This window comes from Pseudomonas sp. GW531-T4 (genome assembly GCF_017349615.1).
GTDB lineage: Bacteria > Pseudomonadota > Gammaproteobacteria > Pseudomonadales > Pseudomonadaceae > Aquipseudomonas > Aquipseudomonas chlororaphis_I.
On the sequence record NZ_JACMZT010000035.1, the window covers coordinates 60167 to 72071 of the forward strand.

Consider the following 11905-nt stretch of genomic DNA (forward strand, 5'->3'; position numbering starts at 1 on the left):
ATCTTGTGTGAGTCCTGCCATGTTCAAATTTTCTGCCCACGAGTATCCCTACGCCTCCCAGCGGCAAAGCGTGTTCGCCAAGCGCGGCATGGTCGCGGCGTCCCAGCCATTGGCCGCCGAGGCCGGCATTGAAATCATGCGCCGCGGTGGCAACGCCATCGACGCCGCGATCGCCACGGCGGCGGCCTTGACCGTGGTCGAGCCCACCGGCTGCGGCATCGGTGGCGACGCCTTTGCCCTGGTCTGGACCCAGAACAAACTGCATGGCCTGAATGCCAACGGCGTGGCCCCCCAGGCCCTGAGCATCGAGGCGGTGAAAGCCGCCGGCCATGAACAGATGCCGTTGCACGGCTGGACGCCAGTGACGGTGCCGGGTTGCCCGTCAGCCTGGGCCGAGCTGTCCAAGCGTTTCGGCCGTCTGCCATTCGCCGACTTGCTGCAGCCCGCCATCAGCCTGGCGCACGACGGTTTCCCGGTGTCGCCGGTGGTTGCCCTGCAATGGCAAAGCGCGCTGGAGAACTTCACCCCGAGCCGCAACACCGTGCTCGACAGCTGGTTCGACACCTATCTGATCGACGGCCGGGCACCCCGGGCCGGGGAGATGTTTCGCAACCCCGCGCAAGCCCGGACCCTGGCGGAACTGGCCGCCAGCGGCTGCGAAAGTTTCTACCGGGGTGCCCTGGCGCAACGCCTGGACCAGCACTCGCGGGCCACCGGCGGTTACCTGCGCGCCAGCGACCTGCAGGATTACCGCGCGCAGTGGGTCGAGCCGATCAAGGTCAACTATCGCGGCGTGGACGTCTGGGAGATTCCGCCGAGCGGCCAGGGCCTGGTGGTGCTGATGACCCTGAAGATCCTTGAAGGCTTCGACTTCGATCACCGCGACAGCCAGCAGACCTGGCACCGCCAGCTGGAGGCGATGAAGCTGGCCTACAGCGACGGCCTGCACTACATCACCGACCCCGCGCATATGCGGGTCGCGGTGGAGGATTTGCTCAGCGACCGCTATGCGGCCCGGCGCCGGGCGCAGATCGGCGAACAGGCGCAGGCCCCGCAGCCGGGCGACCCGCACGCCAGCGGCACGGTCTACCTGGCCAGCGCCGATGCCGAGGGCAACATGGTGTCGTTCATCCAGAGCAACTATCACGGCTTCGGTTCGGGCGTGGTGCTGCCCGACAGCGGCATCGCCCTGCAGAACCGCGGCGAAGAGTTCAGCCTCGATCCTGCGCACGCCAACTGCCTGGCGCCCGGCAAGAAGACCTTCCACACCATCATCCCGGGTTTCCTCAGCAAGGGCGGTGTGCCAATGGGGCCGTTTGGCGTGATGGGCGGCTACATGCAGCCCCAGGGGCATGTGCAGATGGTCATGAACCTGGTGGATTTCGGCCTCAACCCGCAGGCGGCCCTGGATGCGCCGCGCTGGCAATGGCTGGGCGGGCTGCATGTGGGGATCGAACAGAACGCCTCGCGGGACATGAGCGCCGCCCTGGCGCGGCGCGGGCACGAGGTGCAGGTGGCCTGCGACCTGACCAGCTACGGGCGCGGGCAGATCATCCTGCGCGACCCGCAAAGCGGCGTGCTGTGCGGCGGCACCGAACCGCGCACGGATGCCCATATCGCGGTGTTTTGATCCTGGGACGAGCGGGCGGGGCGCTGGTCCTCGCCGCGCTCCCGGCCGGCCTGGGCAGCCCTATGGATGGCGGATCATCGACTAGACTCACGCGATCTATAACGTCTGGCACGAGGTTCCGGTCATGGCAAAAAACAACAAGGGCGCCACCAAGGGCACTGCCGTTGAGCACGCGAAGCTGAGCAAAAAAGACTATGAGGACGAGTTGCGGCGGCTGCATGTCGAGCTGGTCAAGCTGCAGGAATGGGTGCGCGAAAAGGGCATCAAGATCTGCATCGTCTTCGAAGGGCGCGACGGCGCCGGCAAGGGCGGCACCATCAAGGCCCTGACCGAACGCCTGAGCCCGCGGGTGTTCCGGGTGGTGGCGCTGCCGGCGCCGACCGACCGCGAGAAAAGCCAGATGTACCTGCAACGCTACCTGCCGCACCTGCCCGCCGCGGGCGAAGTGGTGATCTTCGACCGCAGCTGGTACAACCGCGCGGGCGTCGAGCGGGTGATGGGCTTTTGCAGCGAAGAGCAGGCAGTCGCCTTCCTCAAGGCGGTGCCGCTGGTGGAGCGGGCGATCGTCGATTCGGGCGTGATCCTGCTCAAGTACTGGCTGGAAGTCAGCCCGGAAGAACAGACCCGCCGCCTCGAAGCGCGGATCAAGGATGGCCGCAAGATCTGGAAGCTGACGCCCATGGACGTCAAGTCATACAGCCGCTGGTATGACTACTCCCGCGCCCGCGACGAGATGTTCAAGGCCACCGACACCGAACATGGGCCCTGGCTGGTGGCCGACTCCAACGACAAGCGCCGCGCGCGCCTGAATATCATCTCCGACCTGCTCAGCCGCATTCCCTACAAGGAAGTGCCACGAGAGAAAGTGGTGTTGCCCAAACGCCAGAAGCCGGGCGGCTATCGGGCGTCGGACCATCCGCTGCGGCGGGTTCCACAGAAGTTCTGACCGGCGCCTCCAGGCACATCCGCACCGCACACAAAGGACCAGCGTTCCATGAGCCACTCGGGTTCTCCACCGCCCGTCCCGGAGCCCGGCCGGATTGCCCGCCGGGATGCCGGCGCCGGGCACAACCGCTGGAGCCGCTGGCTGCCCGGGCTGCGCATGCTGCAGGACTATCGGATGGCCTGGTTGCGCCACGACTTCGAAGCCGGGCTGGTGCTGACCACGGTGCTGGTGCCTGTCGGCATCGCCTACGCGGTGGCGTCGGGCCTGCCCGGCATCTATGGCCTCTACGCGACCATAGTTTCGTTGTTCGCCTATGCACTGTTCGGGCCCAGCCGGATCCTGGTGCTGGGGCCGGATTCGTCGCTGGCCGCGGTGATTCTCGCCGTGGTCCTGCCATTGTCCGGCGGCGACCCGCAGCGCGCGGTGGCCCTGGCGGGGATGATGGCCATCGTGGCCGGGGCGGTGTGCGTCCTGGCCGGCATCGCGCGCCTGGGGTTTGTCACTGAATTGCTGTCCAAGCCGATCCGCTACGGCTACATGAACGGCATCGCGCTGACGGTGTTGATCAGCCAGTTGCCGAAGTTCTTCGGCTTTTCGGTCGAGGCCGACGGGCCGCTGAGCAACCTGTGGGCCATCGTCACCGCGATACTGGAGGGCAAGACCAACTGGACCGCCTGCCTGGTCGGCGCAGCGACCCTGGGGGTGATCCTGCTGTTCAAGGACAGCAAGCGTGTGCCGGGGATCCTGATCGCCGTCACCGCCGCGACAGTCGCCGTCGCCGCGCTGGACCTGGCGGCAAACTCCGGCGTGTCGGTCCTCGGCAAGCTGCCACAGGGCCTGCCGGCGTTCGCCATCCCCTGGATCACCCGTGCCGATATCGGCCCGGTGCTGATCGGCGGTTGCGCGGTGGCCCTGGTTTCGTTCGCCGATACCAGCGTGCTTTCGCGGGTCTACGCGGCGCGGACCCGCAGCTATGTCGATCCGAACCAGGAGATGGTCGGGCTTGGCGTCGCCAACCTGGCGACCGGTCTTTTCCAGGGTTTTGCCATCAGCAGCAGTTCCTCGCGCACCCCCGTGGCCGAGGCCGCCGGCGCCAGGACCCAGTTGACCGGGGTCGTCGGCGCGCTGGCCGTGGCCTTGCTGCTGGTGCTGGCGCCGGACCTGCTGGAGGACCTGCCCATCAGCGCCCTGGCCGCGGTGGTGATCGCATCGGCCATCGGCCTGATCGAAATCCGCGACCTGCGGCGGATTTACCGCATCCAGCGCTGGGAGTGCTGGCTCTCCATCGTCTGCACCGTCGGCGTGGCCGTGCTGGGCGCGATCGAAGGCATCGGCCTGGCCATCGTGATTGCCGTCATCGAGTTCCTGTGGGATGGCTGGCGCCCTTACTCGGCGGTCCTGGGACGGGCGGAAGGGATCAAGGGCTATCACGACATCACGCGTTATCCCGATGCGCGCCTGATCCCCGGCGTGGTGCTGTTTCGTTGGGATGCACCGTTGTTCTTCGCCAACGCCGAGCTGTTCCACGACCGGGTGCTGGACGCCGTGGCGGCCTCGCCGACACCGGTGCGCTGGCTGGTGGTGGCGGCGGAACCGGTGACCAGCGTCGACGTGACGTCCGCCGACATGCTGGCGGAGCTGGATGACACCCTGCACCAGGCCGGCATCAAGCTGTGCGTGGCGCAGATGAAAGACCCGGTCAAGGACAAGCTCAAGCGGTTCGGCCTGTTCGCGCGGTTTGGCGAAGCGGCGTTCTTCCCGACCATAGACGATGCCGTCGACAGCTACCTCGCGATACAGCCGCTGGAGGGGGAAGGGTACGACGAGCAACCTTGAACGGCAGGCGCCTGATTGGCGCTTGTTTGTCTCGCTGTCGCTGCGCCACATCATCGCGCGAGGGCGGGAGCGCCAGAGGCGGCCGCGACTATACTGCGCCGCGGATGCATGGAACCAATACCACAGGGAAGTAAGGATCGATCATGGATTACAGGCGTCTTGGCCGTTCAGGGCTGAAGGTTTCCGCCATTGCGCTGGGAACCGCGCAATGCGACTGGTGGGTGGATGAAGCGACATCGCGCAGGTTGTTCGATACCTACGTCGAGTCAGGCGGCAACCTGATCGACACCGCCGATGTCTATCCGGTCTTTGCCGACGGGGTGGGTGGCAAGGCCTCGGAGGAGTTCGTCGGGCGCTGGTTGCAGACCACGACCAAGCGGCACGAGGTGCTGCTGTCGACCAAGGTGTCCGGGCGCATGGGGCCAGGGCCGAATGACCAGGGGCTTTCCTGGCGGCATATCGTCAAGGCTGTCGAAGGTTCCTTGAGCCGCTTGCAAGTCGACTGCATCGACCTGTATCAGGCGCATGACGACTACGACGATGTCCCGGTGGAGGAGACGCTACGGGCCTTCGACCATCTGGTGCAGCGTGGGCTGGTTCGTTATGTGGGGTGCTCCAACTTCAAGGCCTGGCGGTTGATGAAGTCGCTGGCGATCAGCGAGCGCTCGGCCCTGGCGGGCTATGTCAGCGTCCAGGAACGCTACAACCTGCTGGAGCGTGATCGAATCGAGTCCGAACTGCAGCCGCTGTGCGTGGAGGAGGGGGTCGGTCTGTTGCCCTACAACCCCTTGGCCAAGGGCTTTCTCTGCGGCCGCTACCAACAGCAGGCAGCCTTGCCGGGCTCGCCTCGCGCGGCGGGCGTGCAGCGAGACTACTTCAACGCCCGGAACTGGCAGGCCCTCGAGGTGCTGCGGCGGATCGCCCAGGAGCGCGACAGCAGCTGCACCCAGGTTGCCCTGGCCTGGCTGTTGTCTCGCCCCGCCGTGGTCGCACCCGTGGTGGGAGCCAGCTCGGTCGAGCAACTGCGGGAGATCATGGCGGCCCCGCAGTTGCAGCTGTCGCAGGCCGATCTGTATCAGTTGAACCAGGTAAGCGCCGCGCCCGTGGTCTGAACCCGGGGCCGAGGTGATCAGGCGTTGCTGGCCGGCCTGCCCATGCGCAGGCCGAGCCGTACCTGCCGAAGGTAGTCATGCCGGTTGTAAGGGTTGGCCATGGTCCGCTCCCGGCAGGGGGGTGTTCCCGCAACTGGCGCATAGCTGGCGAGTTCGCTTTCCATGAAGCCCAGGCCGCTGGTGGCGTTAGGGATTTCATGTTGCAGCCGGTAGATGCGCGTGGTGACGATCGAGCCTTGAATGCGCACGGTCTCGCCGCTCAGGGTCGCACCGTTGAGGGTGGCGCCGGCCTTGGCCAGCAAGGCATGGACTGGGCTGCTCAGCGCCGCGGGCACCTCGATGCGGAACTGGCTGCGCGGCTCGCACACCTGGGTACCGGCCCGTCCGATCGCCGCAGCGAGCACCAGGGGGGTGAGGTGGCGGAAATCAGCGGCCGTGCTCGAGGGGGATGCATAGTCGACCCTGGTCAGCGCGACTTCGCAGTCGTGCACCGCCCAGCCATGCCGGCCTTCCCGGAGGGTTTCGAAGACCGATTCCTCGATGGCCTTGTAGAAGCTCGTCGGCATCAGCCCGGCATGGGCTTCGCGGATGAATGTCTGGCCCGATCCCGGCGCCCCCGGACTGACCCGAATACCCACGGTGGCGAGGAAGGGATTGCCTTCATCGTCGAGCGACTCCAGGCCCTCGGCGCTCGACAGCAACGTTTCGACGCAGATGGCCGAGCTTTCCTCGAAGAGGGCCTGGATGTCGTACTCGTCCTGCAGCGTGGCCTGGATGATCTCTTTCTGTACCTCGCCGTACAGCGAGACGAACACCTGGCCCGCGGCATTTCTTCGCAGGTCGATCAGTGGATCCTGCTCGGCCAGCGCACTGAGCGCCTCCCAGAGCGCCTTGGTCTGCCCCGGCGAAGCGGGGGAGACATGGGTTTCGATAGCCGGGGGGGTGAAGGTGTGGGCGCCTTTGCCGCGCTCGCTGCAAGCGCCGATGCGGTCACCGATGCGCACGCCTTCGAGCCCGGTGATGCAGGCAATCTGGCCTGCGGTGGCCTGGGTGGCGGGTTGCAAGCCGCCGCTGGCGGACACATGAATGCCGGTGACCCTGGACGCACCTTGCGGCGTGTCGACGGTTTGCCTGAGGCGCAAGGTCCCGGCCAGCATGCAGAGATGAAAGCGCTTGTGCCCACCCCAGCCTCTGTCGATCTTGAACACCGAGGCAAGCACAGGGGCACTGGCGTCATAAGACTTGACCGGGGCCAGCCGGGTGATTGCCTCGATCATCTGTGCGACGCCGACCCCGGTGATGGCGGACCCGGCGAACACCGGGTTGACCAGGCCTTGGCCAAGTTGCTGGCGCAACTCCCGCTCGAGGCGCGCCTTGCCAATGGCTTCAGGGGCGCTGACATAGTCGTGCAGCAAGGCTTCGTCATGCTCGCACAGCAGATCCAGCCACTGCGCCATCACCTGGGGCGCCGCCGGATCGCTGGTTTCGACCGTCGCCAGGCCAGTCCCGGCATCGTGCACGCTGACCAGTGACAGGGGCCGGCTCTTCAGGTGGCTGCCGAGCGCCTCCAGGGTGCGCTGGAAGTCGGCCCCCTTGCGATCGACCTTGTTGACGAAGAACACATGGGGAATCGCCAGTCGCTGCAGGGCGCCCACCAGTACGCGGGTCTGGGCCTGGACCCCCTCGATCGCCGACACCACGATAATGGCGATGTCCAGCAAGGCCAGCGTGCGCTCCACCTCGGCGATGAAGTCCGGGTGCCCGGGAGTGTCCAGCAGGTTCACCAGGATGCCGTCGAGCTCGAACGAAGCCACCGCGGACCTGATGGTGATGCCGCGTTCACGCTCCAGGAGCAGGTTGTCGGTGTAGGTGCTGCCCGAGTCCACACTGCCCAGGCGCGGCCTGGCGCCAGCGTCGAAAAGTATCCGCTCGGTCAGGCTGGTCTTGCCGGCATCGACATGCGCCAGGATACCCATGCTCAGGGATTTCATCGTCGATCGCTCCTGATCTTCGCGACTGCCGGGCAGCCTGTTGAGTTCCATTCATGTGCCTTGTTTCCGTCTGCGGACAAGTCCATGTACCGTTCTGGAAGGAAGTTTAATTAGTTGAGTTTTGTGAAAGCGTCAAGCAAAGGCGAAGTATTACAAGTTGTTGCGGCGATAAGCTCGTGGGTATAGGCATTCAAATGAAACGGCGCAGCGATTGATAACCGTTCGAGTGGATGGTCGCAGTGGCGCCGTTGCCATTTTGTTTGCGCGGGTAAGTCGCTGATAACAATGGACTCTATATGTGTTCTAACTGTTCAGTTAAATTCTTGTGCGGTTGAGTATATGTTCTAAGTATATAAAGGATGAGCGGTTTTTTTCTCTGCTACTGCTTTTCGGTTAAATAAATTTTTTTGGATGAGTTTCCTTGACCTTTTTCGGGGTGGCAACTAGACCTGATATCGCTGCAACTCGGCAGCAACCTTTAATCACATGGAGATAGTGAAATGATTAAATATCAAAGCGTTCAGACCCGAATCCTTTCGGCGCTGTTCATCCTCTGATTGTCTGCTGTACACAAGATACCGGTGTCTTGTGAAGTACGGCCGAAGCATTGCTTCGGCCGTATTTTTAATCACACCTCTCGCGGTTCCTACATGTCATAGGGAGATGATATGTCCAGAAAAGTGGATGACGCATTCTCGCGCGCCGTGTTCTTTTACGATGACGCGGGCGTGCATCAAACGAACTGGTCCCGCTCTGTGTGTGCGGGGCTGGCGGAACAGAATTTCGATGAAGTGCCTTATCGGGTGCCTCAACTTCTTGAACCCTCGACACTGGTCGAAGTCGCGCAGCGGCACGCCATCAGCGTCGATGAGCTCGAGTTTTTCTCGTACGGGATGGACGGTCCGGTCGCCAAGCTGAAGTGGCTGGCGGACCTGCGCGAATGGGCTCCGCCGGTGCAGAAACTGAGCCTGGCACAGTCCCTGGCCGCCAGCTGCCGGTACCGCTTCGCCAATCAGGTACTGGCCGAGGTACCTTATGACGCGCTCTATCCCGATCAGCGGGTGACTTATCATCTGGCCCGCTTTGCCATTCAGAACCGTCTTGAGATGCAATCCTCGCATCAGGACGACTTCACCGCACTCAAGGCGCTCATGCAGGCCCATCGGCTGTCGCCAGCCCGGGTGCTGGATGTCTGCTCCCAGGCGATCGTCTGGAAAATCAAGGGCAATGCCATCGATGACGAGCTGAACCGCTGGTTCATCGGCACGGGCGAGGCGGCGGTCAAGCAGATTGCCTCGAGCACCACGCCGGCGGATCTGGTTTCGCTGTCTTCGTTCTATCGCGGCCTGGCCATGGTGCCGGCGGCCCGGGGCGACGTCGCCACCACGCGGCAATACATGCTGCTGGCCGAAGAGTATGCCGAGGCGGTGTTGCGCGGCGAGAGAGGCGGCAGTATCGAGGCCCGGGAAGCACGCAAGACTGTCTACGAGTCGAAGCTCAAGGAAATGCTCTACGTCGCCCACGATGTCGAAAGTGCCCGGCGTGTGGCCGATGAGCTGCTTGCCTACGATCCCGACTGGAGTATTTCCTATCACGAGGCCGGTGAGGTCGAAGTGGTCGACCGGCAATGGCAACGCGCGTTGCAACGCTTCCAGAAGGCTTACGACATCGGTTTTCCACGGGTGACTTACTCGCAATACATGATCGGTGCCTGTCATCAGCAACTGGGGAACTTCGACCAGGCGCTGGACGCGTTCAAGAGCACCCTGTTACTCGACAAGACAAATATATCCGCCGGTATCGCCGGTTATGAAGTAGCCCGGCAACATTCGCCGGAAGTGCTGCCGTTCTTCAAATCCTATATCGATACCTGGGAAACCGACGGCCTGTTGCCGGATGATTATCGAGGGCTTGTCCAATGAATGCTCCGCTCGACAGGATCAGAATCGTGGGTATCGATCATATCCAGCTCGATGTGGCCGATATTGAAGAAAGCCAGGCGTTTTATGCGCGGGTGTTCGGTTTCGAAGTGAAGGAAGTGGGTATTCGTGCCTTTACCCGCTGGATGATTATTGGCGCGGATCGGACACTGTATTTATGCATGCATGAATATGCCGAAGGGCGGGGTGTAAAGAATGATGGCCTGGAAATTACTCACTTCGGTATTTTGGTGGAAGACTTCGACCATGTTCTGGCGCAACTACGCGATCACGGCGTGAAGTTGCTCCCCGATTATGAAGTTCAATACCACTCTTCACGTTCGGTTTATTTTCTCGATCCCAATGGTTACAAGATCGAGATATCCGAGAAGTACGGCGGCGGCATAGAAGACGCCAGGCGGACAATGTGCCAATAAGCAGCGCGACGGACCGGGAAGTGTCCGGGGAGGGTGGCGTGTCGGATTACGCTGAGCATTTGCAAAGCACATGGTACAAAAACAACCAGGCGCTGCGCTGTTACAGGCCATGGCGGGATACGCCGGTGCTGGACTGGCACGCCAAGCCGACTCATCAGCGCACGATTCCCTGCGCCGAACGGGTATGGAGCATTCCGTGCAGGATCGGCGAGGACCGCATCGTTTTCGGCTGCTGGGACAACAGCCTGCAGTGCGTCAGCCTGCGCGATGGCGCGCACCAGTGGCGTTTCGCGACCCAGGGGCCGGTCTACAGCTCTCCTGCGGTGTCGGACGATGGCAGTTTCGTGGTGGGTTGCGAGGACCATGTCTTGCGCCGGATAAGCCAGGATGGCGAATGCCTCTGGGCCTTTCATGCCCAGGGGCCATTCCATGCCAGCCCGACCATCGATCCAGCCAGAAGCATCGTCTACGCAGGCAGCTACGATCATACGCTGTACGCCCTTGACCATGCCTCGGGCAGGTTGCTGTGGAAGCAGTCGTTCGACGAGCAGGTGGAGGACGATCTCTACAGCTCGCCAGCACTGGATGCGGACGGCAATGTCATCGTCGGCACCGACAATATCCTGATGTGCTTCAGGCCCGACGGCGAGGAGCGCTGGAGAATCACCGAAACCGGCAGGTTCGAAGGCACCGCGGCGATCGACCATGCCTCGGGGCGTGGTGTCATAGGCACGGAAGTCGACGGCAAGATCATCGTGTTCGAGACCAAAAGCGGTACGGTCCTCAGGCAATTTCACACCGATGGCTTCGTGGTGTCTTGCCCGAGCCTGTCCCCGCAGGGGGTGGCGTACGTCGGCAGCAATGACGGGCATGTGTACGGGATCGACCTGCACAGCCTGCAATGCCTGTGGCGGGTCAACCTGGAGTGCGAGTTCAGGTACACGCCCTTTACCGTGCTGCCTTCCGGCGATGCCTTGCTGGTCGGCACGGATGAGCGCCTGCATTGCCTGGCGCAACGCACCGGCGAGAGCCTGTGGCGCCTGGAGCACAGTGGCGGTTTTCATTCCTCGCCACTGCTTACGGATGACGGTCACCTGGTGATCGGCTCGCATCGCAACGCCGTACATTTCTATCGATGGATCCGCTGACGCGGGTCGAATCCCAACTGCAAACAGGAGTGTTGGATGAGTCACGAACTGGAAGTCGAGGCGCTCTTCGACGAGTGGGCCATCGAGGATGGCGCGGTGGACATGGCCCGGGAACATTGGGCCCGGGTCGAGCCTGTGCTGTCCGCCCTTGAACCATCTACAGGGCGTTACCTGGAGATCGGGCCGGGCAATGGTTACGCCCTGGAGTACATGGCCAGGTCGAAGTTCGCCAGCGGGCATTGCCTTGCCGTGGAACTCAGCCAGGAAATGGCCCGCATGTGCGCCACCAGGGTGTCCGACCTGGATAACGTCGAGATCGATGTCGAGAGCTTCCTGAACTGGCGCCCGCCAGCAGGCCGCCATTTCGATCTGATCTTCTCCATGGAGGTGTTCTATTACTTCGAGAACATCGCCGCCGCCATCGAGAAAGCCGCCAGCCTGCTGGCGCCGGGCGGAGAACTGATCGTCATGGTCGACTACTACGAGGAAAGCCACGAGTCGCAGGACTGGGCGCAAGAGCTGGGCGTGAAGCTGACGCGCTGGCCGCAAGCTCGCTATCTCGACGCCTTCAAGGCGGCGGGCTTGCAGGCGGTGACCCAGGAGGTGAAAAGCGGTGGCGTGCACGAGCACGGGCTGACGCTTTGCACCCGGGGCAAGCGCCCTTAGACCGATACCCATGCCTGAGCACAGGACGGTGCTTCGGCGGGCGACGGGGGAACTGGACATCGATTGCAGCCGCAGGGAGAGCGCTGGTGATATCCCATCTTGATCACATCGTCTATCCGCTGCCGGAGGGCCTGTTCGCGGAGGTCATCGGACAGTGGGAGCGGGCAGGCTTCATCGGGCATACGCGACAAGTGCAGCACGGCGACGGACGCGTAAGCGC

At 63.3% G+C, this 11905-nt stretch carries 9 protein-coding genes; 8 read left to right on the plus strand and 1 reads right to left on the minus strand.

The genetic code is table 11. The features are described 5' to 3' along the window. Positions 1–19: 19 nt before the first annotated feature. From J4D28_RS23365 to J4D28_RS23380, 4 genes are all read left to right on the plus strand, one after another. Positions 20–1630 (plus strand): gamma-glutamyltransferase family protein, encoded by a 1611-nt coding sequence (locus J4D28_RS23365; RefSeq protein WP_028683950.1) that lies wholly within the window; start codon positions 20–22, stop codon positions 1628–1630. A gap of 124 nt (positions 1631–1754) precedes the next feature. Beyond that, a complete protein-coding gene (ppk2, locus tag J4D28_RS23370) occupies positions 1755–2576 on the plus strand; it encodes a polyphosphate kinase 2 (RefSeq protein WP_009048999.1) in 822 nt (273 codons plus the stop codon). 48 nt (positions 2577–2624) lie between these two features. Then, entirely contained in the window at positions 2625–4412 is a 1788-nt protein-coding gene (locus tag J4D28_RS23375; RefSeq protein ID WP_028683951.1) for a SulP family inorganic anion transporter, read from the plus strand. Between the two features lie 143 nt (positions 4413–4555). Next, positions 4556–5524, plus strand: a complete 969-nt coding sequence (locus tag J4D28_RS23380) for an aldo/keto reductase (protein WP_028683952.1) — start codon at positions 4556–4558, stop codon at positions 5522–5524. A gap of 17 nt (positions 5525–5541) precedes the next feature. On the opposite strand, the gene J4D28_RS23385 is transcribed toward J4D28_RS23380, so the two are convergent. Beyond that, positions 5542–7515, minus strand: a complete 1974-nt coding sequence (locus J4D28_RS23385) for a translation factor GTPase family protein (RefSeq protein ID WP_028683953.1) — start codon at positions 7513–7515, stop codon at positions 5542–5544. Between the two features lie 803 nt (positions 7516–8318). Between J4D28_RS23385 and J4D28_RS23390 the strand changes: the two genes are divergently transcribed. From J4D28_RS23390 to J4D28_RS23405, 4 genes are all read left to right on the plus strand, one after another. Beyond that, on the plus strand, positions 8319–9437 hold the full coding sequence (locus tag J4D28_RS23390; protein ID WP_124301580.1) for a M48 family metallopeptidase: 1119 nt from the start codon (positions 8319–8321) through the stop codon (positions 9435–9437). Positions 9438–9463: 26 nt separating this feature from the next. Next, on the plus strand, positions 9464–9871 hold the full coding sequence (locus tag J4D28_RS23395; protein ID WP_198560295.1) for a VOC family protein: 408 nt from the start codon (positions 9464–9466) through the stop codon (positions 9869–9871). A gap of 125 nt (positions 9872–9996) precedes the next feature. Next, positions 9997–11019, plus strand: coding sequence for a PQQ-binding-like beta-propeller repeat protein (locus J4D28_RS23400; RefSeq protein WP_016702949.1), 1023 nt, complete (start codon positions 9997–9999; stop codon positions 11017–11019). Between the two features lie 36 nt (positions 11020–11055). Beyond that, a complete protein-coding gene (locus tag J4D28_RS23405; protein WP_016702950.1) occupies positions 11056–11685 on the plus strand; it encodes a class I SAM-dependent methyltransferase in 630 nt (209 codons plus the stop codon). The last annotated feature ends 220 nt before the right edge of the window (positions 11686–11905 follow it).